Origin of the sequence: Thalassotalea nanhaiensis (assembly GCF_031583575.1) — a bacterium.
Classification (GTDB): Bacteria; Pseudomonadota; Gammaproteobacteria; order Enterobacterales; family Alteromonadaceae; genus Thalassotalea_A; species Thalassotalea_A nanhaiensis.
On record NZ_CP134146.1, the window covers coordinates 2845789 to 2871736 of the forward strand.

General features: G+C 39.0%; 24 protein-coding genes. 5 read left to right on the forward strand and 19 right to left on the reverse strand.

Annotated features, from left to right (window positions below; genetic code table 11):
* Positions 1-19: 19 nt before the first annotated feature.
* Positions 20-934 carry a permease gene (locus RI845_RS12415; protein ID WP_348386483.1) on the reverse strand — a complete coding sequence of 305 codons (915 nt, stop codon included), beginning with the start codon at positions 932-934 and terminating at the stop codon, positions 20-22.
* A gap of 108 nt (positions 935-1042) precedes the next feature.
* Here RI845_RS12415 and RI845_RS12420 point away from each other — a divergent pair, with 108 nt between their 5' ends.
* On the forward strand, positions 1043-1342 hold the full coding sequence (locus RI845_RS12420) for an ArsR/SmtB family transcription factor (RefSeq protein WP_348386484.1): 300 nt from the start codon (positions 1043-1045) through the stop codon (positions 1340-1342).
* Between the two features lie 58 nt (positions 1343-1400).
* On the opposite strand, the gene RI845_RS12425 is transcribed toward RI845_RS12420, so the two are convergent.
* The 3 genes from RI845_RS12425 to RI845_RS12435 form a co-directional block, all read right to left on the reverse strand.
* Positions 1401-3755 (reverse strand): molybdopterin-dependent oxidoreductase, encoded by a 2355-nt coding sequence (locus RI845_RS12425; protein ID WP_348386485.1) that lies wholly within the window; start codon positions 3753-3755, stop codon positions 1401-1403.
* A gap of 175 nt (positions 3756-3930) precedes the next feature.
* A complete protein-coding gene (locus tag RI845_RS12430; protein ID WP_348386486.1) occupies positions 3931-4392 on the reverse strand; it encodes a MaoC family dehydratase in 462 nt (153 codons plus the stop codon).
* 15 nt (positions 4393-4407) lie between these two features.
* Positions 4408-5538: a hypothetical protein gene (locus RI845_RS12435; protein ID WP_348386487.1), complete on the reverse strand. Its 1131-nt coding sequence runs from the start codon at positions 5536-5538 to the stop codon at positions 4408-4410.
* 296 nt (positions 5539-5834) lie between these two features.
* Here RI845_RS12435 and RI845_RS12440 point away from each other — a divergent pair, with 296 nt between their 5' ends.
* Both RI845_RS12440 and RI845_RS12445 read left to right on the forward strand, forming a co-directional pair.
* Positions 5835-6254, forward strand: coding sequence for a MaoC family dehydratase (locus RI845_RS12440; RefSeq protein ID WP_348386488.1), 420 nt, complete (start codon positions 5835-5837; stop codon positions 6252-6254).
* Between the two features lie 59 nt (positions 6255-6313).
* The gene (locus RI845_RS12445; protein ID WP_348386489.1) at positions 6314-7588 is read left to right on the forward strand and encodes an MFS transporter; all 1275 of its coding nucleotides are present in this window, start codon (positions 6314-6316) and stop codon (positions 7586-7588) included.
* 87 nt (positions 7589-7675) lie between these two features.
* On the opposite strand, the gene RI845_RS12450 is transcribed toward RI845_RS12445, so the two are convergent.
* Together RI845_RS12450 and RI845_RS12455 are read right to left on the reverse strand one after the other, a co-directional pair.
* Positions 7676-8977 carry a carbohydrate porin gene (locus RI845_RS12450; RefSeq protein WP_348386490.1) on the reverse strand — a complete coding sequence of 434 codons (1302 nt, stop codon included), beginning with the start codon at positions 8975-8977 and terminating at the stop codon, positions 7676-7678.
* Positions 8978-9147: 170 nt separating this feature from the next.
* Positions 9148-10179: a helix-turn-helix domain-containing protein gene (locus RI845_RS12455; protein WP_348386491.1), complete on the reverse strand. Its 1032-nt coding sequence runs from the start codon at positions 10177-10179 to the stop codon at positions 9148-9150.
* Positions 10180-10284: 105 nt separating this feature from the next.
* On the opposite strand from RI845_RS12455, the gene RI845_RS12460 reads away from it, so the two are divergent.
* Positions 10285-11334 (forward strand): helix-turn-helix domain-containing protein, encoded by a 1050-nt coding sequence (locus RI845_RS12460; protein WP_348386492.1) that lies wholly within the window; start codon positions 10285-10287, stop codon positions 11332-11334.
* Between the two features lie 78 nt (positions 11335-11412).
* On the opposite strand, the gene RI845_RS12465 is transcribed toward RI845_RS12460, so the two are convergent.
* Entirely contained in the window at positions 11413-12249 is an 837-nt protein-coding gene (locus RI845_RS12465) for a hypothetical protein (protein WP_348386493.1), read from the reverse strand.
* Between the two features lie 366 nt (positions 12250-12615).
* On the reverse strand, positions 12616-13566 hold the full coding sequence (locus RI845_RS12470) for a LysR family transcriptional regulator (RefSeq protein WP_348386494.1): 951 nt from the start codon (positions 13564-13566) through the stop codon (positions 12616-12618).
* A gap of 142 nt (positions 13567-13708) precedes the next feature.
* Here RI845_RS12470 and RI845_RS12475 point away from each other — a divergent pair, with 142 nt between their 5' ends.
* Entirely contained in the window at positions 13709-14524 is an 816-nt protein-coding gene (locus tag RI845_RS12475) for an enoyl-CoA hydratase/isomerase family protein (RefSeq protein ID WP_348386495.1), read from the forward strand.
* 65 nt (positions 14525-14589) lie between these two features.
* On the opposite strand, the gene RI845_RS12480 is transcribed toward RI845_RS12475, so the two are convergent.
* The 11 genes from RI845_RS12480 to RI845_RS12530 all read right to left on the reverse strand — a co-directional run bounded on the left by RI845_RS12480 (position 14590) and on the right by RI845_RS12530 (position 25614).
* On the reverse strand, positions 14590-15765 hold the full coding sequence (locus tag RI845_RS12480) for an acyl-CoA dehydrogenase family protein (RefSeq protein ID WP_348386496.1): 1176 nt from the start codon (positions 15763-15765) through the stop codon (positions 14590-14592).
* A gap of 23 nt (positions 15766-15788) precedes the next feature.
* A complete protein-coding gene (locus RI845_RS12485; RefSeq protein ID WP_348386497.1) occupies positions 15789-16940 on the reverse strand; it encodes an acyl-CoA dehydrogenase family protein in 1152 nt (383 codons plus the stop codon).
* A gap of 168 nt (positions 16941-17108) precedes the next feature.
* A complete protein-coding gene (locus RI845_RS12490) occupies positions 17109-18464 on the reverse strand; it encodes a metal-dependent hydrolase family protein (RefSeq protein WP_348386498.1) in 1356 nt (451 codons plus the stop codon).
* Between the two features lie 110 nt (positions 18465-18574).
* A complete protein-coding gene (locus RI845_RS12495) occupies positions 18575-19429 on the reverse strand; it encodes a Phenylacetic acid catabolic protein (protein ID WP_348386499.1) in 855 nt (284 codons plus the stop codon).
* Between the two features lie 92 nt (positions 19430-19521).
* The gene (locus RI845_RS12500) at positions 19522-19731 is read right to left on the reverse strand and encodes a PaaD-like zinc ribbon domain-containing protein (protein ID WP_348386500.1); all 210 of its coding nucleotides are present in this window, start codon (positions 19729-19731) and stop codon (positions 19522-19524) included.
* Positions 19731-19964 (reverse strand): hypothetical protein, encoded by a 234-nt coding sequence (locus RI845_RS12505; protein WP_348386501.1) that lies wholly within the window; start codon positions 19962-19964, stop codon positions 19731-19733. Before RI845_RS12505 ends, RI845_RS12500 begins: the two co-directional genes overlap by 1 nt.
* Positions 19965-20008: 44 nt before the next feature.
* Positions 20009-20329, reverse strand: coding sequence for a metal-sulfur cluster assembly factor (locus tag RI845_RS12510; RefSeq protein WP_348386502.1), 321 nt, complete (start codon positions 20327-20329; stop codon positions 20009-20011).
* Positions 20323-21294 (reverse strand): 1,2-phenylacetyl-CoA epoxidase subunit PaaC, encoded by a 972-nt coding sequence (locus RI845_RS12515; RefSeq protein WP_348386503.1) that lies wholly within the window; start codon positions 21292-21294, stop codon positions 20323-20325. Before RI845_RS12515 ends, RI845_RS12510 begins: the two co-directional genes overlap by 7 nt.
* Before the next feature lie 498 nt (positions 21295-21792).
* Positions 21793-22824 carry a YeiH family protein gene (locus RI845_RS12520; protein ID WP_348386504.1) on the reverse strand — a complete coding sequence of 344 codons (1032 nt, stop codon included), beginning with the start codon at positions 22822-22824 and terminating at the stop codon, positions 21793-21795.
* Between the two features lie 218 nt (positions 22825-23042).
* Complete coding sequence (locus RI845_RS12525) at positions 23043-24191, reverse strand: acyl-CoA dehydrogenase family protein (RefSeq protein ID WP_348386505.1); 1149 nt, start codon at positions 24189-24191, stop codon at positions 23043-23045.
* A 208-nt stretch (positions 24192-24399) separates the two neighbouring features.
* Positions 24400-25614: a carbohydrate porin gene (locus tag RI845_RS12530; protein ID WP_348386506.1), complete on the reverse strand. Its 1215-nt coding sequence runs from the start codon at positions 25612-25614 to the stop codon at positions 24400-24402.
* Between the last annotated feature and the right edge of the window lie 334 nt (positions 25615-25948).

The following is a 25948-nucleotide window of genomic DNA, read 5'->3' on the forward strand; positions in this document are numbered from 1 at the left end:
AGCATCTTATTATTAGCTTTTAAAACATTAAGCTGTATAGGTAACCCGCAGAAACTGCCATAGTAATAATCACCACTAAAAATGCTGCTATCATTTGATTTTTAAAGATAGATTTTAATAAAATCACCTCAGTCAAGCTTGCGCCTGCACTACCAATGATTAATGCCATTACTGCGCCAAGGCTCATACCTTTTGCCGCTAACGCTGCACTTAATGGAATTACCGCTTCTGCCCGAATATATAATGGAATACCAATTACAGCTGCAATTGGCACAGCAAACGGATTGGACTCACTGGCAACACTGGCGACAAATTCAGCAGGCATAAAACCATAGATCATAGAACCAAGCGCGATACCGCCAATCAAATACGGTAAAACCTTTTTAAAATCTTTCCAAGTACTGTTCCAAATACGCAGCCATTTATTGTGCTGTTTGACGGTGCTGTTACAACTACTTGCACAGCCTTTGCTTTCGGGAGCTGCATACGCTTGAGGTTTTATGTATTTTTCAAAACCTAGCTTTTCCAAAGTATAGCCAGCAACAACAGACACCCCCATTGCGATTATAAAATAGAACACAGTTACTTTTAAACCAAAGGTTACGGCAAATAACCCGATAATAATCGGGTTCAATAACGGGCTGGCAAATAAAAATACCATCATAGTACCAAACCCGGCTTTTGCCCGTAGCAACCCTTTTAGAAAAGGAATGGTTGAGCAAGAGCAAAATGGAGTGATCGCGCCAAGAAATCCGGCAATAATGTAACCTTTGCCATTTTTGCTGGATAAGATACTTTGGATTTTACTTGCGGGAATATATTCCTGTAACACGCCAACAAAATAGCTGATCAGCAAAAATAATAAAGTAAGTTCTACAGCAAGAAACGCAAACATATTAAGCGAGTCCATGAGCATTTGGGTAGTAATAGTCATTAAAATAACCTTCGACATTTCTAGATTGGTCGAAATATATAAAAACAACTTGCTCAAGTCAATATATTTCTAGTAATATCGAAATATATATAAATAAAAAGGTTATCTATGAACATTGAAGTTATTGCCAAAGCACTCAAAGAACTTGGTCATCCGACAAGGCTCACTATATTCAAAAGGCTGGTAAAATCTGGGTATCAAGGCGTTGCGGTTGGTGTTGTTCAAGAGGAATTGAACATTCCCGGATCAACGTTATCTCATCATATTTCGAGTTTAGCGTCTGCTGGGTTAATTACCCAGCGCCGCGAAGGAAGAGTGCTGTATTGTGTCGTTGAGTATGCTCAGTTTTTACAGGTCATCGACTTTTTGCAAGATGAATGCTGTTTAGACGATATGAAATGCGACTAATACCATTTAGCCTATTTTAAGTTAACCGCTTCAACGTTAAATGTTCACATCTATTGAACTATTTAGGCTGTTTAAAAACTATCACCTCGGGCAATTCACCTTGATATTTTTCAACCTCAACTAAACAGCTGTGCGCGCTACACCCCTGCGCCAGTGTTGATGTACCTGTATCTTTGGTCAACACATTAGGGTTGCCATGAGCTTCAAGCTTTTTACCATTTACCGTTTGTGGATCGTACCACGCGCCGGTTGGTAACTCGATTACCCCATCACGAATATCATTTGATATTTCAATACCCGCTAAACATGCGCCTCGGTCGTTAAACAAGCGAATAATATCGCCATCTTGAATATTTCGTTTATTGGCTTCTGCGTTATTCATACGTGCACGTTCACGGTTTTTTATCTTATTTTCACGACTTGTTCGTGCGTGATCAAATTGACTGTGCAAACGAGTTTTCGGTTGATTCGATACAAGATGCAATGGGTATTTAGCCGCGCGTTCGCCGCCTAACCATTCAACATGTTGATACCATTTGGCATGACCATGGCAATCATCATAATTAAAGCTGGCAATTTTTTCTGAAAACAATTCAATTTTGCCCGATGGGGTTCTGAGTTTATATTTATCAGGATCACGTCTAAATCGCTCAAGGGTGAATTCAATATCATCGAGTTGATCGCCCACATAAAACTGTTCACCTTGCCAAAAGTCATTAAACTCAGGCAATTTCACATCAATTTTCGCAGCGTTTGTACGGGTAGTATTATACAGTTGCTCAACCCACTGCATTTCAGTTTTACCACCGGTAAACTCATCTTTAAAGCCCAAACGCTGTGCTAAACCTGAAAAGATATCAAAGTCTGAACGTGACTGCTGATAGGGTTTTACTGCTTGACGCATAGGGGAAATAAACGCATCGTAACTGCTGCCGCCGAGATCATTTCGCTCTAACATTGTGGTGCACGGAAATACGATATCTGCATGTCTGGCTGTTGCTGTCCAAAATGCTTCATTAACAATAATCGTATCGGGTTTTGACCAGGCTTTAGCAAGTTCATCAAGGTCTTGGTGGTGGTGAAACGGGTTACCGCCCGCCCAATATATCAATTTAATATCAGGGTAAGTTAAATCCATACCATTGTATTGGTATTTTCCACCAGGGTTATTCAGCATATCGGTATGACGAGCAACAGGAATAAACTTTTTATCACCTAACGCTGGTCGCTCCCCTATTTCCATGCCAAATGCGCCCATTTTATAGGTTGGTACTTTACGACCACCAAAGCCCATATTATGGATACAACCATATCCATAGCCTACACCCGCGCCAACCTTTCCAATATGGCCAAGCATGGCCGCAAGGGTGGTAAACATCCAATAGGTTTGCTCACCAAACTCTTGTCGCTGCAGTGACCAACTTATGCTTAACACGCTAGGTGCATTACCAAGCTCTATAGCTAAATCAATAATGTATTGTTCGCTTACATCACAAATATTTGCTGCCCAAGCAGCGTCTTTAACTTGGCCATCACTGTCACCAAGTAAATACGGCAAAAACTGTTCAAAACCTACCGTATATATATCTAGAAACTCAGTATCATGTAAGTTATTAATCACTAGGGTATGAGCAAGACCAAGCATTAGCGCAACATCGGTGTTTGGTCGTAATGCCAACCATTTAGCCCCAACCTCATCAATAACATCGTCACGAATTGGGCTAATATTCACCACGTTTACGTCAGCGTCTTTGAGCTGTTTTAACTGTTCAACGGCGCTGTGCGCACCAATACCGCCGGCATTAACTTGTGAATTTTTAATTGCGGCGCCGCCAAATAATACGAAGTTCTTAGAGTGCTTGGCAATTTCTTCAGGGCTTGGCGCTTCACGCACCAATAATAAAAATGGGATACCAGTAATGTGATTCATGATCACTTCAGCTGCTGCAGATGAGTAAGTATTTAATGAATCTACGTAACCTCCGCACTTTGCTAAAAAGCGGTGAATTTGACTTTGTGCATGATGGAATCGCCCTGCACTCGCCCAGCCATAAGAACTGCCATAAATTGCATCTTTACCATAATTTGTTTTGGTGTCATCAATGGCTTTTGCCGCTAAATCTAACGCAACCTCCCAACTAACAGGTACAAATTTTTCTTTACCCCTGCCTTCACCATTACTGTTAATACCATGGGTTAAATACCCTTCACGAACCATAGGTTGTGGTATTCTCGCGCCATTATCTAAGGCATCATTTAGTGATTGACCTATTGGCGTAGGCTCTTTATCTACAGCATAATTATTTATTGAAAGGATTTGTTCGCCATCAGACTCAACTAAGTAGTTGCCCCAGTGCGAACAGGTAGGTGTTAACGATGTTGGTGTTGAACTATTGCTCTTTTTGGCTGACATGATGAGCCTATGACATTAAATTATTGTAAATACCATACTACGTCCATTAACAGTTAAATAACTTATCTTAAGGTGATAAATAGTTGAAGGATTATATTGGACCTTTGGCAGCCAAAATAGAAACAGGCATCAATAGATGCCTGTTTTTATTTGATAATATGAATAGCGATTTATCTTATAAAGGCCAATAGCGAACAATGAAGTTACCAAGTGTCACTGGTTGATCGTCACCCTCTACGGTCCAGGTAAAGTCATAATGTACAGCAATGCCTTCTTTACGCTGTTCAATTTTATCGACATTGAATTTAAGCACGATTGAATCACCAGCTTTTACCGGTTTTAAAATGCGAAACCTATCGGTGCCTAAAAACAGCGCCTTCATGTTATGCAGCTCTACATGGTCAAAGTAAACCGAATGCAGCAATGACATAGTGTACATCCCCGGCGCAACAACGGCCCCGAACGGTGACGCCTTACAACGCTCTTCATCAAAATGAAACCAATCCATTTGATTCACACTACGACAAAAATCTTGGATCATAGTGGCGGTTACATGCAGTGGCCTTGAGGTAAATAGCTCTTTACCTTCATAAGGCGTTAACGCATCTATACCATTTAATTGAATTTTATTACTCACATTAATTCCTTTTAATTACCCAGCATCACTTACGGGTAGACCAGCATTATTTTTTTTCTGTTTAATTAATTTATACACACCAACAGTAAATAACGGGATGAAGAACACCGCAATAAAGGTTAAAAATAAAAATTTATAACCAGCCAATATTAACCCTACTATTCCCATTGTCGATAGTAATAAACTTAACAATACCATGCTACCTGCCACCCCAGCGTGTTGTGTGGCAGTTAATGATTTGCCACTTCGCTCAGACATATAATTATCTATACGCTCAACAAAGCCCTGCATCATACCTACACCCGTTTGCAAAATTAAAACAAACAAAATCACCACATAAATATCAATTAACCAGCTAGAACCTAATTTTTCTAAAAGCCAATATACAGGTACTTCTGCGCCAGAGTTAAGCACCTCTGGGTAGTGTGAAACTAAAGCATAATGTAAAGCAATTAAAGGCAGTACACCAACTAGAGCAGCGCTAATGCCGGCAACAAATGACTCATTGGTTTTCTTTATATGGCGTCCTGCAAACAATAACAAAGGAAAGAAAGCAACATTGACCATAGCATACTGAGCTCCTACAGCTAACGGCGCTGTTGATACAACATCATTAGCAATTTCAGTACTTACAACATCACCCAGATTCAAAAATACATAGCCGACAATGATGGCCAAAATGATCAATAAAGATACGGACGCAACTGCCATCGATTTTTCAATAAACTCTCGGCCTTTATAGGTGAAAAAAATCACCACTGATAATAAAGCAAGTTGCCCAATATAAGGACTGATAGATAAGTATTCACCAATAACAGTACCTGCTGCAGTAGACGAGATCGCGACAACAATGATCATTGACAGTAAGATAGCTATTTCATAAAGCCACCATAACTTGCCTAAAATAATTTTACTAAACTGGCGATAGTCATACGCTTGATATGCTCTGGATAACTCAAAACATAAAAATATAACGGCCATAATAACGGTTGCGATGCTTGCGATTGCTATAAAGCCACCTAATGGCCCGTTAATCGTTACGTATTGCACCAACTCAACACCGGATCCCATTGAGCCACCAAAGAATACGGAGAGCCAAACGGCCGCTGGTATTAAAATCACACGAGAAAAATAAGAATTTGCCACAACAACCTCATTAAATATTTATTTTTTATGCTCTGTAACCATTGTCTATTAATTTTATTTTAATATAGATACAGCAAAAGTAAACTGAGCCTAACTCATTATTAACATGCAATCAATAAAAAATATGCTTACCTCCTCCGGCAACCATTGAACTCAATGAAAGCAATAACAGTTCATTTAACCTATCCGAATGTTAATTTGTTGATAACTACTTGCATAGTTTACAAAACAAGATACTATTGAGTTAAGCTCATTAATGCGCTTTTATAGCAAAGGATCAAAGAGTTCAGTAAATTATGACTACCAAAACTTATATTGGCGATACTATTATCAAGCAGTTACGTCTAACGATAGAGGATATTGCCAATGGTGCAAGTGCGCTGGGTGATACTAACCCAATTCACTTTAACCATGATGAAGCAATTAAAGCAGGTTACTCTGGAATTATAGCCAGTGGCGCTCATACATCTGGTTTATGTGGTGGTGCCCTAACCCAAAAATTTCAACATTCGGGCCCATTTATGGGGCTGGATTGTAGTTATCGATTCCATAAAGCTGTACTACCTAATGAACAGTTAACAATCACTTGGACAACAACTCTCATCGAGCATAAAACTAAATTAAAAGGTCATCTGGCATATTTTGAAGGCCAAATGACTGACAGTTCTGACAAAATATTAATTTCAGCAACCATGAAAGTATTGTTGTTAGATTAAAATGTTTCAAAATTAATACGTAAACATCACTTCATTTATAAAAACAAGAGTATTGTTTTATGTTTAACTTTTCTTTTTTTACCCATTGGCAACAGCGTTACAATATTACAATTTTGTGTACGGTTGCGTTATTTATTTGCTTTATCGACAGGGTTAATATTTCTGTCGCTATACTGCCGATGCAAGCTGAATTTGGTTGGAATGATACGGTAAAAGGCATGGTTTTAGCCTCATTCTTTATTGGCTATATGCTGATGCAAATTGTTGGCGGAGTGTTAGCAAGTAAGTTTGGTGGCAAAGTAGTTCTTGGCAGCGCCGTGATCTTTTGGTCGATCTTCACAATATTAACGCCGATCTTAGCAATGGCGTCATTACCTATGCTAATACTAGGGCGAATATTGCTTGGGCTAGGAGAAGGCGCCAGCGTACCGTCAGCATATTCTTTATTTAAACATTGGGTACCAAAATCTGAGCAAGCAAGAACAATAACTATCTTTTCCAGTGGTGCGCCGTTAGGCACTATTGTAGGTCTTGTCGCCTCCGGCTGGATTATTAACCATTATGATTGGGCCATGGTATTTTATATTTTTGGTTCGTTAGGCTTTATCTGGATTATATTTTGGCTATTATTCGCCTATTCAAAACCCAAAGATAATCCTAATATCTGCCAACAAGAACTCGCGTTAATTTATTCAGAAAAAGAAGAAATTAAACAGCATGAGCCTGTGCCATGGAAACAGTTTTTCAACAAAGCTCCAGTACTAGCATTATTTTATACCGCATTTACCACACAATGGACGCTGTATTTATTTCTTGCTTGGTTACCAAGCTATTTTGCCGATGTTCATGGTTTTAGCATTACCCAAGCCGGCCTTTCGTCAGCGGCGCCTTGGTTAACCATGATAATTATGATGAATGTTGCAGGTATCGTTTCTGACAAACTTATTAAATCAGGAAAGTCAGCCGGTTTTACGCGCAAGCTAGTTCAAAGTATCGGCTTATTTGGCTCGGCTTTATTTTTATTTTTGTCGCTGTATGTTACTGAGCCAATGATGGCCGTTATTTGTACCTGTGGCGCTCTTGGAGCATTATCCTTTTGTTATTCAGGATACACGGTTAATCCCATGGACATTGCTCCAAAACACTCAGAATCATTGTTTGGTGTGGTAAATACTGCAGCGACCTTACCAGGTATATTGGCAGTTGCAGTTACGGGCTGGCTAGTTGATGTAACCAATAGTTATAATTCGGCGTTTATTCTAGCCGCGGTGATCAGTATTAGTGGTGCCTTAGTGTTTATTAAGTACGGTACGGGTAAAAAGATAATCGATTAAGTGTATTGTTAGAAAATAGACTTTATTCAAAACAAAAAAATGCCGGTATAAAAACCGGCATTTAATTTCGTCTCATACCCAGTTAGGCTAAAGCGTGATACGAAACCTTACACTTGCGACAAACGCACTGTCATCTTCAGCGTTAGTGTGTGGATCAATAATGTATTGAAAGTTTGGTGTTATTTGTACGGTTTCAGCCAACTGAAAACGGTAAAATGTTTCAAAGGTGGTGGTATATTCATTAGCGGCAAAACCGACATCGTATAACGGCTCGATGATTTTACCGTGATTTATCGCCATACCAAATAAATCAGAACGATCTTCAAAATACTTAATAAAACCAATATTTACTTCCTGCTCATACAATTGCACATCATTTGCTGAGTCTGCATCAGAGAAACCTAACTGGCTAAATATCATCCATTCCATGTTCCAGGTCCAGTTAAAGCCAAATACTACACCGTACGAGTCAGAGTCTGCCCCCTTTACTTTACGTTCATCGACTTGCCATAAAGTTACATGAAAGTTTTTAAAATATCGGTCATTTCGTGTTGGTGACCAACCAAATTCAGCATATTTATAAAGCTCGTCAGTGCCCTCTTCAAAAAACTCTAAATCATCAGTCGCGACACCATTGGCATCATTAACACCACCTAACACATAATAAGAGTCATTTAACCAGCCACCAATACCAACGCCCCAACTCCAGTCTGGCGCTGCAATACTCATATTAATCAGGTTATCCAGGTTAGAAAATCCGGTCCAAGGAGATGCGTAGCCTAAAACATTATGATAATCATTCGGGTCATAACGACCAATAACCATACCACCATTTCCATCAAATAACGCTTGTGTCCACTTCACATCACCAATGATGTCTTTACTGTCGTTAAATAACATCGCTGTTTGGCTTAAATAACCAAAACCACCGCCTAATGACGCGGGAGCTGTATCTCCATAGTCATGCCTGTGATCAAGACTAAATACAAAAGCCCCAGGGTTTTTACCGCCTCGATCGACAAGCTCCCATTTACCAGTAAACCTTAAAATACCAGAGCCCGCAGTATTGGCATTAATATCTGGCTCAACGACTTCTTGCATCATACTGGTATAAGCAATACCAAACTGCAAACCGGTATCTTTGTACAACTGAGATTTCCATGCGCGTAGATCTTCTGTTGCTTGATCTAAAATAGGCATACGAATAAGTGGGTATTTATCTTTATTATCTTCTTCTAATTGGGCAGAAGACTCCCCTGGTGCACCATAGCCTTCATCATCGTCATATGGTTTTTCTTTGGTTGACGCATCTTTAGCGTAAACACCAGGTGACAATGTTAAAGCCAAAGCCAGAACAATTAAGTTAAATAATATAGAGATGTGTTTCATTGGATTCCCTTGAACAGCAGCGATTAATATTTTTTTGCCGAGCTAAGGAAAGAGGTAAATTAACGTTTATTTTTTACTTATAACTCCTTCCTTAACTATAAGCCTAGGAAGAAGTTTAGATTTTTCAAATAAATAACAAAGTTTTTGTTTTATATAATTATTTTGTCAGCCTAAATTTGGCTTTTAAGATCTGCTCTAAATTCTCGTGGGGTTTGGCCGCTATGAGCCTTGAAAGAGCGAGTAAAGTTGCTGTTTTCAGAAAAACAAAGTTTTTCAGCGACTTCAACCAGCTTCAGGTCTAAGTTTGATAAATACTCTTTTGCTAATGTCATGCGAGCATTTTCAGAAATATCGCGATAGTTCAAACCAAACTGTTTAATTTTTTGACTTAAACTACGGGTACTCATGCCAAGCTCTCTGGCAATGGCCTCTTTTGAAAATACCCCTTTTTTCATTAATTCTAATATATTGGAATATATACGCGTAGGTAATTCAAAGTACTCAAAGCGCTGTTCGTATTCATCAACTAACTGTTGGTTTAATCGATAAAGCTGCGGATCATAGCCCACTTGTTCAATGTCTAATTGACCGGTGGTTAGATAAAAGCCGCTGTCTTCACAATCAAACTCAACTTCAGTGTTAAACACTCGGTTTATTTCTTCTACATACTTTTGCTCTGGTTTTGCAATACTTAAACACACCTTGTGAAAAATAAATTCATTACTGACACTGAATTTTAAATGCGCATACATATTGCACACCCAGGCAAGCTGCATTTTAGCTTCATCCAGTTTATGGTGACGAGATCTCGCGCCAACAAACCAACAGTCATCCGACTTTTTTAAATACACTTCAGCACCGGTACTAATCATTGAATAGTGCTTGATCAGTAATTCGATATTTTCTCGGACGGTTTCACAGGAGTAACATAACGGGCCCAATGCATTAAACGTGACTGGGCGGTAGTTATTAACTAGATTTAATACTAAAAAAGGCTTTTTATTATTATTTAACAATAACGCTAAAATAGGAAGAAATGAGCTACCTTTTACTCGACCACATTGGGCGAGTAGGTCTTGGCTGTCGATAATTTCCATGTACTGTCGTAAAGACTCAACACTTTCTCCAGAGTCTTCTAACGTTTGAATCAGCATATGTAACAGTGAACGGATCACTGAATGTTGATAGTCGAGTATTTCCACCTTGCCTTCCTTATAAGAGTCAGCATAAAATATTGAATCTGCTAATATTTACTTAGCTAAAACTTAATTATCAATCAAAACCATTTAATTGCAAAGCTATAATATATGAAACTTGAAGTTGCTGGCCATACAAAACGTTATCTTTTTATTTTAGAAGCATTTAAAAAGATATATTCTGAACAAGTAAACTTAAACGATGACATTTCTTCTTTGTTAGACAGTTATATACATGCTGACGATTTAAGTGTTAGTGGCCGCAAATACATCAAAAGCATTATTCAAAAATGGGGGGAAACTAATCTTCAATTTCCGATCCAATTAAATTTTGCCAAACCTATTAACCCAGCTTTATTTGGTATTTTTGGTTTAACGGTAAGCTCAGCAACTACGCTGCGCTGCTTTTTTGAATTTTGGGCTGAGTTTTCTCGTATTTTATTTATTTTTAACACCGCATCATTTGAAGAAACAGATGAATATGGCGTGTTAACTTTTATCCCTGATAAAGACGTAATTGAAGATAATATTCATTATCAAACGATTCAAGGCGGCATTTCGGCAAGCTTGTCAAATTTACGCACTGTGGCCCATAAGGACTTTAGTCCTGACAAAATTATAGTGCCGGAAGGAATTGAAAAAAGAACTCAGGAAAAACTTGCCAAGCTTGCTGGTTGTGTTGTAGAAACAACCATAGAGAACAAAGGCCAAATACTGATCAACAAACAACGCTTAACGATGCTTTTACCTGCAGGTGATAGTCATTGTAATTTGGCTTATTATCAATTGGCTTCGAAACGACTCATTGAAATAGCTCCAGACAATATGATGTTAAAAGTTAGGTCTTGGTTTATAGATACCGTATTAAGTAACAACATCGACAATAGCGATATCAGTAAAGATTTAGGTTTGAGTCTAGACTTTATTAATTTGAAGTTAAATGAACAGAACACAGATCTAAACGCTATTAAAAATAAAGTCTTACCCGTATTAGCAAGACACTTACTACAACAACCAGGAGTGCAAATTAAGCAGATAGCATTTAAACTTGGCTATACCAGCTCAAGCTCATTTAATAAGGCCTACAATCGTTGGACAGGTAACTCACCAGCAGATTATCGAAAGTCGTATTTAGAGCGGATTAATAATTTAAAGTTTTAATACTACACAGCTACTTCTTAGATCAAAAAAACCGCTATGTTTAGCGGTTTTTATTTTCAGCGGAGATTATTTAATTAGTTATTTAAACCAGTTTGCCATAACGTTTTCGACCACTGGCGACACATTAAAGCTGATCATCCATTCAGGTCCAAAGTCATCTGGCTTTTCAACATAATAGTTAATTTCCATACCAAGTTTCCACGGCCTAGTACCAAACATAACGGTCTTACCAAATGAGAAGTTAAGCGGAATTGTCCACTCCTCTGCTTTATGATCATAACTTATAGTTGGTGAAGTACCGTAATTCCAACCTCCACCAGGAAGCATAACATAAAAGAATTGCGATGAAGTAATGCTGATATCAATATCACCGGCCACATCCCATTGGTGGTTTGGAAACATACCTATAATGCCATCTTTAGATATTTGTCCCCATAAAAATTCAGGTCCTAATGTTGTTGCTTCGCCGCCACCGACTTTGTCATCACCAGTTGGTAAAGAGGTAAATATCCCAACCGCCATTAACTCTCCGGGGTTATCTTTAGGTGGCGCAAAGGCATAAGCAACATCCATTGAAATATCCCCTAACCCAGACTCATCGTTCCAAGGTGTAGAGATATGCATTGGAATGGCTGGTCGCCAAATAATTTTAGTACCGTCATCACGCGGAAAAGGTAATGAGGGTTGAAACAGTATCATTTGCCCATCTTGGTCGTCAGCGCCAGGAATATCACCTTCATAAGTGCGATGTTGAAATTTAAAATTTAACGAAGCATAGGCAGTATTAGGGTTTGCTAATTCTTTTGCGGCTTTATCTGCGGCATTTTCTTCAGCAGACAGCGCAGAAAATGACATTGAAGCAAGTAAAGCGAGCGCAAGTTTAGTCATACTTTTGCGTTGAAAAGATTGAGGCATATAATTTTCTCCTGGAACTATAATTCTTATTAGTAATTTTTATACCAACTGAAATGAATATGTTATCTACTTTTGGCTGAGGGAAAATGAATAAATACAAGGCATAAAATTAAATATCTAGTTTTTCTACATATTAATTTTATAACACAGTAGTTATTTATTTTAACCAACCAAAATGATTAGATATTCATTTCATTTGGTATCATTACTTTATGTATAGCAGAGATAATTAAAATGGGTAGTTTGAAGTGGTGTTTTTTTTTTGTAAGTATTTAATAAATAAATCAATGAGATAAATAACTCCTTGTATCTTAATTAGATACAAGGTGGACTAGATATTGCTAAACATTGGTAACGATTACGACTCTAAACTGTGTTACCGTACATTTTCTGGAAACCAGGAATTCGAGTTTCCCAAATAGGTGTTTTATCACCAATTACTTCTTTTAGTGTTTTGATAAATAGTCTTGTTTTCAGTGGTGAATCCCTGTGAGGATATACCGCATAAAATGTCCCGTAATCAGTCAAGTTTATATGCGTCATAATAGGTACAAGCTTGCCTTCTAAAACCTCATTTTCAATCATCTGGGCCGTGGTTACAGCAAACATTCTTCCTGCTAAAGCAGTATTGATTAGCATTTCCACTTCATTTACTTTGTAAGTCGGGTTTAACTGTATAAATGCTTCGTTTCCTGAACTTTCACGGTACTTGATTTTATCAATCAATAACCCCTTAGATGAATAAACAACCGCAGGCAGGCTCTCAAGTTTTGGTATCGTGTTGGGTTTCCCATATTTATCAATAAAAGCCGGTGCAGCAACGACCAAGAGTCGGTTTCTGGCTATTTGTTTGGCAATTAGGTTGGACTCTTTCGGTTCACCAATACGAAAACCTATATCAAAGCCTTCACCAACTAAATCGACAACTCTGTCTTCCAAAAGTAGCTCAACACGAATATCAGGATACCGTTCCTGAAACTTTAAAATAGCATACTGTACATACTGACGACCAAACAATGTAGAGCTGGCAATTTTTAGCTCCCCTCTAGGTTCATTATGATAATTTTCAGCCAATCGTTTTGAATTATTGAGTAAATCTCGTAATTGTTTTGCTTGATTTACCATTTCAACGCCAGCTGCAGTTAAAGATAGTGATCGTGTAGTTCGATTCAATAAATGAACGCTAAGCTCTTGTTCAAGCTTACCTATTTGTTTTGAAATAGCAGATCTATTGACATTTCTATGCTCTGACACCTTTGTAAAACTACCTAACTCAGCGACTTCAAGTAAAAGTAGTAATCGACTTGCAAGATCCATAAACACCTCATTGTTTCCCTTATGGAAACAGTATAGTTCATTTTAGCTTGTTTTTAGACACCATATTTAAGATTAATATTGTTTCATAAATTCGAATCGAGACAAATATTGTCTCTGTACAGACAACCTTAAAAGGAACATTATGATGAAAAAATTAACGATAACCCAAGACGCTGGCGTGGCTACGGTTTTAATTAAAAATCCTCCAGTGAATATTTTGACTATTGACTTAATTAATGAGCTGAATGCATTTATTCTTTCATTAAAGGATAACCGAGAAACAAAAGCTGTTGTTTTTAAATCGTTCCATGAAGCTTTTTTTATAGCTCACTTAGATCTTAATGTTATTAACGGCACTCAAGGCGGACAAGCAGCTTCAATTGAGTTCAACCATATGATAGCCAACATTAAAGCAATGAAACAGCTCTCTATTGCTGTCGTTGATGGTGTGGCGCGTGGTGGTGGTAATGAATTTGTTATGGCATGTGATTTAGCATACGGGACAGAAAATTCAGCTTTCGCCCAGCCAGAGTTATACATCAACATTCCAACAGGTGGACAAGGGGCGGTTCAGTTTGCTCGACGTTTAGGAAAAGGTAAAACACTTCAGGCATTACTATCTGGTGCTGACTTTAGCGCACAACAGGCCGAAAAATTAAATATCATTACTCAGTTTATTCCTAAAGCAGAGCTTGATGCATTTTTAGCGCAATTTCTTTCAATTGTCGCTGGTTGGGAAGTTCGTGACATTGTGATGTACAAAGAAATTATAACGGCTTCAATAATAGACGAGGATGTGGGTTCTGAACTTGAGCTACGTTACTTTCTAGAGCGAGCAAAAGAAGAGAAAACTCAAACAATTATTGCTGCATTTCTTAAATATGGAGGGCAAACAGAAAGGGAAGCCGATGACATTCAAGGGATATTTATCGACACTGCAGCAGAGCTTTCAAGTTAATATTAAACTAAAAAAGCACTTGATTAATTGCATAATCAAGTGCTTTTAATAATTAAGACATTTTATTAATATGACTTAGGCAATCCCAACACATGTTCACCCAAATAGTTTAATGTCATTTGTTGAGTTACCGGCGCTAAACGGAATAACTGACATTCTCTAAACCAACGCTCTACATGATATTCACGAGCAAAACCACAACCACCCAGCGTTTGCATGGCATGGTGTGTAGCTTCTAGTGCCGATTCTGCGGCAAGCCATTTCGCCATGTTGGCAACATCGCCCACTTCTTTATCTGACTTACCTTCATCATATAATGTAGCCGCTTTTAACACTTGCCCCCAGGCAGCCTCTACTTTTGCGTAAGCAGCAGCTAATGGGTGTTGTACCGCTTGGTGAGCACCAATTGGTTGACCAAATACATTACGCTCTTTGGCATACTCAATAGCGTGTTCAAGAGCAAGTTTTGCCGTGCCACAGGCGCCAGAGGCGATTAAAATACGTTCAGGGTTAAGCGTACCTAATAATTGATAAAAACCTTTGCCTTCTTCACCAAGCAAACAATCTTTTGATACACGGACATTATCAAAGAATACCTGGAACGACTTATAATAATGATAACCGTGCTTATCAATTGGTGTGTAGCTAATGCCTTCTGCTGGCAGGTCTACTAAGAATAATGAAATACCGGCAGCTTTATTTTTCACGTCTTCTTTCTTGGTTGTGCGAGCAACAATAAGAACAGCATCGGTATTGTCAATATTGGTAATAAACCATTTACCGCCGTTAATGATGTAATCGTCACCATCTTTTTTGGCAAATGTTTCAATGTTTAATGAGTTAGTACCTGCATTTGGCTCAGAAAGGGCAAATGCACAGGTTTTCTCGCCAGCGGCAAATGCTGGTAAGTATTTTTCTTTTTGACTGTCATTAGCATGATGGGCAACAGATAAGTTACCTAGCAAGCCAAACAAATAGCCTAGAGCCGGTCCGCCACCACCGCCGCCACGACATAATGCTTCCATCGCTAAAGCAACATCGGTTAAACCAGCATCGGCACCGCCCCACTTTTCAGCGAGTGGCAAACCAAAGAAACCTAGTGAACCGATTTCGTCCATAAATTCTTGTGGATATTGTTTATTTTCATCCATTTCGCGCCAGTATTCTGGGTCATACTTTTTAGCAAGATCAGCGGCCATATCGGCGATCATTTGCTGTTCCATGGTTAAATCAAAATTCATAATATTATTCCTATCAACTTAACCTAAAAGGCATTTAAACCAGTGATGGCACGGCCAATCATTAGCTTTTGAATTTCGTTAGTTCCTTCAGTGACTCGGAACACTTTTGCTGCACGTGCCATATATTCAACCGGGAATTCGCGCGTAACACCATTACCACCATGGATCTTTGTGGCTTCATCAACAACTTCACAGGCTAGGTCAGTACAGAACCATTTCGCCATAGCAGCATCAATATCTGAGCGTTTCTTCTGATCGATTGAACTTAACGCTTTAAATGCCATAAGTTTACCCGCTTCTATTTGGGTAGCCATGGTTGCTAATTTTTCTTGGACAATTTGTTTTGCCGCAATTGGCTTGCCAAATTGCACACGATCAAGAGAATACTGTACGGCTTCATCAAACGCTGCTTGCGCAATACCCATGGCCATTAAGCCAACGATTGGACGAGACGATTGCAAAAGTGTTAACAACATCTTCATGCCTTGGCCTGGCGCTGCCACCATATTCTCTTTTGGCACACGACAATTATCAAAAAATACTTGTGCAGTTGATTGGCTGTTTAACGCAGTTTTATCAATGTTAGTAGTTTCATAGCCGTGCTCTTCACGATCAACTAAAAATACTGCAAGACCTGTTTCATCACCTTCAGTAACGTTTACCAATACATACATAAAGTCTGAGTAATCACCCGATGATATCCACATTTTTTCGCCGTTGATAATAAAGTGATCATCACCGTCTGGTTTAGCACGACATGTAGCCGAAGAAATATCAGAGCCAGTGCCAGGTTCAGAGATAGCAACCGAAGCAATCAGTTCACAATTAATGAACCCTTCAAGGTATTTGCTGCGAAGTGGTTCTGGTGTACCTGAAACCATTTTTCCTGAGGCAAAGTAAATTAATGTAGTTATCGCAATGTCTGGAGATACTTTGGCTAATTCATGCATCATTAAACCAAGGGTAACAGCGTCCATATCAAAGCCGCCAAGCTCTTCTGGTAAGAAACCGTTCACTACGCCAAATGGAGCAAGCTTTGCTTGAATTTCTTTAGCTAATGGTGTTGGAATATATTTGTCGCGATATTCATCGGCGATAGGCTTTATTTCTGCCTGTAAAAATTTCTTAAAACTATCTACGGCGATAGTTTGCATTTCGTCTAAAGAAAAATCCATAGTTGCCTCTAACTTGGGGGGCTGATTATTTTTAGGAATAATTAATCAGGTGTAAATTTATGACCTTGATAATACCTCGTTAACATTGAATAGGCTTATCAATACGAGCATAGCAATTGCGTGCTATTTATAGATAAGCCTATTTTCCCTATTAGCTAAACGATAGCTTTATAAAGTATTTTTATGAAATTTACCGTCTTTCATAATCACCAGTATAGTCTTAATATCTTCGGTACTTGCATCCCACCAACCTGCGTCGGCGCCCACTAATGAGATATCTTCTAATGGATTACCATCAATAAGTAAGATGTCGGCTAATGCACCTTCTTCAATAACACCAAGTTTGCCATAAGGATTACGCTTACCAGAGAGGGCAACAAATTCTGCAGAAACTGAGGTTGCGCGTTTTAGCGTGTCAAAGTTGCCGAATAACTCAGCGCCCCAATAAAGTTCATAGCGGCGTTGTTTGATATGACTCGACGGTGGACCAAATGCATCTACGGCAAATGGGATTTTAGGCTGATACTTTTTAATTAACGGTACTAAATTTGCCATGTCCTTTTGTGCATTAACAATTTTATCAATGTTCACTTGTTGCAGACCTGGCAATTCAGTTAATCTAGGCGATGTAGCATTAAACTGTGTTGCTAGAAATGCGCCCTTTTCAACCAATTTTTTCATGCCTCTTTCTTTGATCATCAAGCCATGTTCTACTCCCATTACGCCAGAATCCAGCGCACGTGAAATGGCAGCATCGGTAAGTAAGTGAGCGGTTACATAAGTACCCCAATCTTTGGCAGCATTTACTGCAGCCAATTGCTCTTCTGGTTGAAATTGTAATGAATCAAGCGGATCAAAATCAGAGCCTGCACCACCGCTTGCCATGATTTTTATTTGCGTAGCACCTTGGCGTAAGTTTTCACGAACCGCACGATAAATTTCAGCTTTACCATCAACCACTTTGCCCATCTTTAATCGATGCCCTGCATCTACATGGCCGGTACTCGCATGCGGTTCAGCAGGAGTTCTAAAATCGCCATGACCAGAAGTTTGCGATATAAATGCGCCAGATGGATAAATGCGCGGCCCTGGAACAAGCCCTTGATCAATAAGCCTTTTTAATGCAAATGTATGGCCACCTGCATCGCGAACAGTAGTAAAGCCATCGTCTATAAAAGTCTTTGCGGTTAATGTTGAGCGAATTGCGTTTTCTTCGGGGCTTACATAGCCGTGAATTTTACTTAGGGCAGTCGTTATGGCCAAATGAGCATGTACATCAATCATGCCTGGCATTAGCGTTTTATTACTGCCATCGATGATCACCGCATCTTGTGCAACAACTATCTTATCTTTGCTTATTTTGGTTATTTCATTATCAACTACTAATACGTGATGGTTTTGTTTTAGCTGCTCATTTTTTCCATCAAAAATATTTACGTTTTTAAACAGTACTTGGCTGGCAAAAGCATTGGTCGTGAAAGCGACAGCTGCTATTGCGAGTGATTTAATTAAGTGGTTTTTCATTATTATTCTTCTTATTTTGTTGTGTTCTATTAATTAAAAAATAAAATTATGCTGCTAAAAGCAGAAAAACCTTAGGGCAAAGCACTAAGGTTTTTTTTACTGCTAATCGATTAATCGTAATCGAATGCGATGGTTTCTGGTTTGTCCCATAAATCGATTTCATCTTGAACCGAAATTGATAATGGACGACGTGCTAGAATTGCACCTTCATTAGTTGGTACTACGTACTCCCATAATGCTGCAGGCATTTCTGAACCTTCAACACGACGACGGCGATTGTTACGCTCGCTTGGGTTTACGCTATCAACTAGTGCTTCAATTTTTTGCTCAGTAATATCCAGTACTTTAGCAAGTTTAGCGCTCGCTTCTTTGATAAACATTTCACGAGCATCACTTACTGACTGGCTACGAACACCAGATTCAAGTAAAGGACATTCGCTTGAAGCTTTATCTGTACCAAACCAAGCAATTGCAGCGCCTAAACGAGCTGGAAGCGCATTAATCGCTTCGTTTTTCTCTTCTTCAGTGAACAGAGTGAACCAACCATCTGAGTTTAAACGATGAAAGTAACACTCTTTACCAAATGCAGTCATCATTGAAGCAATATCTGCATGGTTGCCATCTTTAAACGTCGCCATTAAGCGCCATACAGCAAGTTCAGCTAGGTACGTTGTTAAAATATAATCACCGTAGCTTTGTGGTGGGTTATCTAACATGTCCATGTTGTGAACATCTACTGCTTTACGACCAAATTCAATTTGAAAATCAGGTAAGTTATTTTCTTCTTCTAAATAACGGAAGATTGCACGGGTATGCCCCCATGTATCTTGTGACATAGCACCAAGTGCGGTTGCATCTTGTAAGTTGCGGCTATTCATCAAGCTTCTTGTGTACCAGTGACCTAGTACCCACTCCGTATCGGCGATACAAAGTAATTCTGCCATTAAGTTATTATCTATTTTCATTTCTTTCACCTTTCTATCTGCTCTGCTGTTAGCTCTATTTATGCTTTCGCAGAGCCTATATAAATTGTTTATTAGTTATTAATGCAACAGCCTTATTCAGGCATTTTGTGTTGCCATTTCATCCAACCAAATGTTTGCTTACAACCGTTACACTTAAATAGAATTTCTGACACTGTGCCACCAAACGGACTGGCAACTTGAGTATCGGTAGACTTACACCATGGACACTCAACAGTTTGATCGTATTCATCTTTAAATACTTTCTGCTCTCTATCAGTTTTAGGGTTATGTTTATTCGTCATTATGCAAAACCGATTGGTGTATCTTCTTTACCAATAATGCCCAAGATGTGATCTTGGCGAACACAGCATAGTTCTACCCATGGCTTCTCTGAGTAAGTCATGTACGCTTGCGCTCTAGCTAAATCTTCGTTCAGCGCGTAAATACAACCTAAATGGCTTAATTCTTTGTCTATTTTTTCGCGACCAAATACTTCGTAAACTTTGGCATCCGCTTTATGATCAAGCTTGCTCATATTTTATATCTTCTCTCTTTTAGCCATTGCTGACTGTAATTCATTTAAATAACGTAACCGTGACGGGCTGCTCTTTCGCGAGCTTCCTCGGTGATGTGTGTACGGTCCCATTGATGGCCCCATTCAACTTTCACTTTCACTTTTTCAACGCCGTCTAAAGCGCCGACACGTTTTCTAATATCAGCCATCATTAGCTCTAATGCTGGACAGCCTATACAAGGTAAAACCAATCCAACATAAATGCCGTTATCAACCGTTGCCTCTACACGCTTGACCATCCCCATATCGAGGATATTCACGCCCATGTGAGGATCAATGACTTCTTTTAACGTGGCATTAATTTGTTGTAATTGCTCGTTTACCAAAATGATGCACCCCATTCTTCACGTTGTAGACGCTCATAAATAGCTGGACGCATGCGGCCACCTTTTTTCATGTTGCCAACAACATCAGACCATTCACACTTTTCCCAAATCCAATCGCCAGTTTCACGATCCCAAGTCATTGGGTATGGAAGGTCTAATACGTATTTACCTTCATCTTCATCAAAGTGCGCAGGTACTTCACAGCCAATTCGCTTAGCTAAGTTACATGCAGACTGTAACCATTTATCACGCATTTCATCGTTTGACCATTTACGTACGCCGTAAATCAATTGGTCCATTTTGCCTTTCATGGCATCAGGACGGCCGTACCAGAACACACCATGTGGGAATACCCAATCAACAGCTTCTTGCACCATGGCGCGAGTTTCTTCGTTGTAGTTCCAGTAGAACTCCATCCAGTAAGAACCGTGACGCATGTGGAATGCTTCTTCAAAGTTTACTTTTTTCAATGCACGACGGTATGGGGCAAATGAACAGTGTAATTCGATATCCCATGTAGTGTAACGACCAGCTCTGTCTAGGAATGCTTGTGCTACGACAAAGTAAATATAATTTTTAATTTCAAACTCAAGAACCGGCATTGACCAGAACTTTTCAGGTGGACGCTCAAATGCTTCTTTGTGCATATCTACACCGAAGCGTTCCCACAACATGCCTTGCTGATGGGCATGACCAACTTCATCTTGAATAGAGCCAGAAATTGCCATTTTAGCGCCTAAATCAGGAGCATTTACATAACCCGTTTGTGCCCAGGTAAGTACAGTTACTTCGCCTGCTGCAGCTATCTCTAGGGTATTTTCTAATACTTTACGGTAACGAGGGGTTAACTCGTCAACGTTTTCAATTAATTCACCTGACTTGATTCGGTCAAGTAATGCTTGTTCAGCAGGATCATCGGCAACCATTTCTGGTTTAGCCATTGGTCGGATAACTGTTGATTCCATCTGTTGCTCCAATTTATAAGGATATTTATTATCTTGGTTTTCGTTTAATTATTTCTAATCAAACTTCATGGCTATAAAATTAGCAGCCATTCCCCTTGATTTCGAATAATTTCAGCGTTGTTATCAGCAGTAAATACAGACTCAAGAATTACAGGTAACACATTGTTTTTAAATGATATAATTCAAGAAAAATCTTGGAGAACTGAAATTATCAGAAGAATTTAACTTGTCATTTTGAGCGTAAGAGATTTCATAAATACGAATGAAACCTTATTTTTATTGTGGAATTGAATTAATTTTAAATAATGTCTCTTTATTAAGTTTAGCCTTTTGCTGAAGAAATACACCATATCTAGGCTTATCTGAATGCATTATTCACCTAAACCTTTACAAATCTATTGCCATCCTTGGCGATTTGCATTGATTAGTCCCTGAATCAAAAAAAGCCTGAATATTCGCGTATATTCAGGCTTAGTAAGTGGGGGTGGTAGTTTTAAATTATGCGAATAAGTAGATGCCCACTAATATTAATACCGCAAATAAAATCGTTTCAGCAGTTATCAACACAACGGGTTTCCAACCTACAGATACTATCTGCTTTAATGACGTTTTCACACCAATGGCGGCAATAGATACTACCAAACACCAGCTAGACAGCGTTTTTATGACAGATGCCACTTCTACCGGAATAAAGCCAATATTATTTAATAACGCCAGCACGAAAAAGCCAATTAAGAATGTTGGAATAAATGTAGATACCCCACCTTCCATCTTGCTGTCTCGTTCTTTAAAGGCAAAGAAGATGATCATTACAATTGGCAGTAACAGCGCAACTCGTAATAGTTTTATGTAAGTGGCAATATCTCCGGCCTCTGGTGATATTGAATAACCTGCTCCCACAACTTGTGCTACATCATGAATAGAGCCGCCAATAAATACACCGGCTAAATCATCGGGTAAACCCAAGTAAGAAACAATAAGTGGGTACACCACCATAGCGATGGTGCTTAGGGTCGTAACGCCAATAACCGTTAAGGCAAAGAATTTTTCTTCATATTCTTTTTTCGGTAATACCGTAGAAATAGCAGCGGCGGCTGAAACGCCACATACCGCAACAGAGCCAGCTGACAACACTCCAAATACTTTCGATAATCCAAGTACTCTAGAAAACATAACGCCAAACGCGATCATAATTGCCATGGACACAATGACGATCATCGGGGGGGTGATACCTAGCGACACGATATCAGAAAAAGCAATACGTACACCTAATAGAGCAACGGCAAAGCGAAGTACTGCACGGGATGAAAAGTTAACCCCGGCTTGATGTTTTGGTGACTCATATAAAAAATGTAATGCCAACCCCAGCAATAAAGCAAACAGCATCACTGGTGCATCATAGCGAGTGGCAAGAGCACCTGAAGCAATCGCAATGATCACACTGATAGCAACACCGGAGTAATGCGTTTTGCATGTAGTTAAAAAATTGCTGAGCATGCCTGTTGGCTGCGCCTTAGTTTCGGCTGTCATTCTTTTTCCCTTGAAATACTGTCTATAAATACCAAATTGATAACATTGGTAAAAGACATTCTATTTATCATTATGCGTGAAACAGTACTTAATTTCTTGTGGTTTTATATTATCGATAACTGCAAATCTGTTTCTTAAAACAATAAAGGGGTCAGCGATATTTAACTTTTAATAAATTAAATATCGCTGACCCCCTTTAAATAAAAGAGATTGCTAAGCTAGCTTAAAAGGTCTCTGGCAATGATAACTTTTTGAATTTCGCTGGTACCTTCATATATTGAAGTAATACGAACATCACGAGCCATACGCTCTAATGGGTACTCTTTAATGTAACCAGCGCCACCCATTAATTGCAGTGCGTCATAACAAGCTTTGTTGGCTTTTTCTGCAGCAAACAGTTTCGCCATAGAAGCTGCTGTACCAAATGCACCACCTTGCTCTTTAATGTGTGCAGCTTGCATAAGTAACAAACGGGCCGCTTCCATATTGGTATAGTTTTCTGCAAGCATCCATTGTAAACCTTGGAAGTTACTAATTGGTTGATCAAACTGCTTACGCTCTTTGGTGTATTCTTTAGCGTAATCTAGTGCAGCTAAACCAATACCTAAGGCTAATGAGCCAATACCAATACGACCGCCAGCTAATTCACCAACAGCAACACCAAAACCTTTATTTTCAGTGCCCATTAATGCACTTGCCGGTACTCGACAATTATCAAAATGCACTTCGTTAGTAGGAGATGCTTTTTGCCCCATTTTATCTTCACATTTACCAATGGTCATGCCAGGCGTGCCTGCTTCTACGATAAAGCATGAGATGCCCTTACCTTTTCGAGCTTCACTATCAGTAACGGCCCAAACTACAAATACACCAGCAAATTCACCGCTGGTAATAAACAGTTTAGAACCATTTAAAATGTAGTCATCACCATCTTTAACTGCTGTGGTTTTCATACCAGCAGGATCAGAGCCAGCACTTGTTTCAGTTAAACAAAAACCACCAGCTAAGTATTCACCAGAACAAATTTTAGGAAGATATTTTTGCTTTTGCTCTTCGTTACCAACCGCTTGAATAACCTCGGCAACCATATTGGTTACTGAAGTTGTCACGGCAGTTGACGCACACGCTCTGGCAATTTCAGTAATCGCTAAAGAAAAGGCAACAACACCTGCTTCAACGCCGCCATACTCGGCTTTAATATTTAATCCCATTAAACCAAGCTCAGCTAACTGGCTGATATTGTTCTTAAAGGATTCTTGGTCGCCTGTTTCATCCAAGTGGGCAGCATTAGGCGCTAATTCAGATTCAGCAAATTTCTTTACCATATCCTGAATCATCATTTGTTCTTCAGTTAAAGAGATGTTCATAATAATTCCACATTTATTGTTTATGACGCAAAGATACACCGATTAGTTAAGATAAACTAGATGCAGATCCTCCTAGCGTATTCATTATAATTTGTATTGTTGAGCAAAGTGTATTGTATTTTAGACAAAAAAAAAGGTCATAACGGGTAAAGTTATGACCTTAATCTATTTATTGATTAACATTATATTGATAATCAGCTAAGCAAAACTATAAAATTATGCGAGCTCGTAGACCAATTATCACTTGATCTTCTTCATTACTAATAGCGCCATTACGCACGTACTGTACATCAGGGATCAACTGTAAGTAATCGGTTACCGGTATTTTGTAGTAGACCTGACCAATGTATTGATTTTGATCGGTACCAAACGCTTCTTTATTAACTTTACCCCAGTTGGCAGCAACACCTAACGTGTCACCCTCTTTAAGTAAACCATAATAACCAGTACCAATAACTAAAGATTGCTCTAGCATTGGCGCGCTACCTTCGGATACACCACCACGAATAAATGGCATCCATTTACCCATCATGAAACTTGCTGAAAAGTTAACACCTTCACTATCATCACCAGAGGCATTGTTATCATGACGTGTACCGCCATCTTGATGCCAATAAGTAACGTGCACATTATCTAGGTAAATACGACTTTTTCCTGCGCCGGTATAACCAAGTTCAATTGACTTATGATGCTTTTCATCGTTTAAAAACTTATCAACATTTTCGCTCATCTCGTCCATATCAGACATACCTGACGCGTCTGCTATACCACCAAGTACGTAAACGTTATCAGTGATCATATGCGCAGCTGCCATACCAAATGCAGCATCATCTGGTAGTGCCATTGTGCCGCTACCTGTTGAGAACACTAAGTTAGAAAAATCTGTCCATGGAGACGCTTGAGCGTAGGCATCAAGGTAATCAGTAATATCCATAAAACCAGCCCAAACTACGGTATTGCCGTCATTAAAGTTTTGACGCCAGTAAAGGTTAGTTACACGAGCACCTTGATCGTTAAATGCCGCGCCAGACAAGCTCGACATACCGATATTATTAATACCGTACATTTTAGGAGCTTCGTCGGTGTAAGCGTGACGATGTTCAATTTTAAAGTTTAATGAACCGTTTTCTGTAGCAGCCCATGACCCCATAAGACGAAAAACGCCTGATGCAGCTGAATCATCAGTACCTTCCATAGTATCACCTGATGTAATACCAAAGGCGTTATAGTCGGCTGATAAGCTTAAACCATAGTCTTTTTCAAGACGCTCTTTTACCGATATGCGTGGAGCATGTTTGTTATCTTCAATAACATGCTCGGTAGAGTCTGGTGAACCAACTTTTTGGCCATCTTCTGCAAATGCTAACGGGCTAATTGCTAATGATATTGCTAGTGCAACTGCACTTTTCATTTTTACTGACATAAATATTACCTGCATATAATGACGCAATGCTCTTTTAATAAGAGTTTGCTAATTGCGCGCTATATTAAGTAGATATGTAAATATCAGATTGTCATTTTGAGCAGGGATATTCACTGAAAACAATATGTTACATGGCAGTACAGATTCACCTAACTTATTGCAAATAATGTAGTAATAAGTAGCCAAAAAACAGTGTTGATTGCTAGCACCTCTAACTTGTAATCAAAAAATCCCCCTGAGAGTCAAGTAACTTGCTTAAATTGAACGGTAGAAAAACATAAATAAAATCAGAATCATTTATATTTTAACGATAATACATAGACTTACAGCTACG

Excerpts from the sequence above, each read along its gene's own strand:
- RI845_RS12415 (WP_348386483.1), bottom strand. The coding sequence starts at position 934 with ATGACTATTACTACCCAAATGCTCATGGACTCGCTTAATATGTTTGCG.
- RI845_RS12420 (WP_348386484.1), top strand. The coding sequence starts at position 1,043 with ATGAACATTGAAGTTATTGCCAAAGCACTCAAAGAACTTGGTCATCCG.
- RI845_RS12425 (WP_348386485.1), bottom strand. The coding sequence starts at position 3,755 with ATGTCAGCCAAAAAGAGCAATAGTTCAACACCAACATCGTTAACACCT.
- RI845_RS12440 (WP_348386488.1), top strand. The coding sequence starts at position 5,835 with ATGACTACCAAAACTTATATTGGCGATACTATTATCAAGCAGTTACGT.
- RI845_RS12445 (WP_348386489.1), top strand. The coding sequence starts at position 6,314 with ATGTTTAACTTTTCTTTTTTTACCCATTGGCAACAGCGTTACAATATT.
- RI845_RS12450 (WP_348386490.1), bottom strand. The coding sequence starts at position 8,977 with ATGAAACACATCTCTATATTATTTAACTTAATTGTTCTGGCTTTGGCT.
- RI845_RS12460 (WP_348386492.1), top strand. The coding sequence starts at position 10,285 with ATGAAACTTGAAGTTGCTGGCCATACAAAACGTTATCTTTTTATTTTA.
- RI845_RS12465 (WP_348386493.1), bottom strand. The coding sequence starts at position 12,249 with ATGCCTCAATCTTTTCAACGCAAAAGTATGACTAAACTTGCGCTCGCT.
- RI845_RS12470 (WP_348386494.1), bottom strand. The coding sequence starts at position 13,566 with ATGGATCTTGCAAGTCGATTACTACTTTTACTTGAAGTCGCTGAGTTA.
- RI845_RS12475 (WP_348386495.1), top strand. The coding sequence starts at position 13,709 with ATGATGAAAAAATTAACGATAACCCAAGACGCTGGCGTGGCTACGGTT.
- RI845_RS12480 (WP_348386496.1), bottom strand. The coding sequence starts at position 15,765 with ATGAATTTTGATTTAACCATGGAACAGCAAATGATCGCCGATATGGCC.
- RI845_RS12485 (WP_348386497.1), bottom strand. The coding sequence starts at position 16,940 with ATGGATTTTTCTTTAGACGAAATGCAAACTATCGCCGTAGATAGTTTT.
- RI845_RS12490 (WP_348386498.1), bottom strand. The coding sequence starts at position 18,464 with ATGAAAAACCACTTAATTAAATCACTCGCAATAGCAGCTGTCGCTTTC.
- RI845_RS12495 (WP_348386499.1), bottom strand. The coding sequence starts at position 19,429 with ATGAAAATAGATAATAACTTAATGGCAGAATTACTTTGTATCGCCGAT.
- RI845_RS12500 (WP_348386500.1), bottom strand. The coding sequence starts at position 19,731 with ATGACGAATAAACATAACCCTAAAACTGATAGAGAGCAGAAAGTATTT.
- RI845_RS12505 (WP_348386501.1), bottom strand. The coding sequence starts at position 19,964 with ATGAGCAAGCTTGATCATAAAGCGGATGCCAAAGTTTACGAAGTATTT.
- RI845_RS12515 (WP_348386503.1), bottom strand. The coding sequence starts at position 21,294 with ATGGAATCAACAGTTATCCGACCAATGGCTAAACCAGAAATGGTTGCC.
- RI845_RS12520 (WP_348386504.1), bottom strand. The coding sequence starts at position 22,824 with ATGACAGCCGAAACTAAGGCGCAGCCAACAGGCATGCTCAGCAATTTT.
- RI845_RS12525 (WP_348386505.1), bottom strand. The coding sequence starts at position 24,191 with ATGAACATCTCTTTAACTGAAGAACAAATGATGATTCAGGATATGGTA.
- RI845_RS12530 (WP_348386506.1), bottom strand. The coding sequence starts at position 25,614 with ATGTCAGTAAAAATGAAAAGTGCAGTTGCACTAGCAATATCATTAGCA.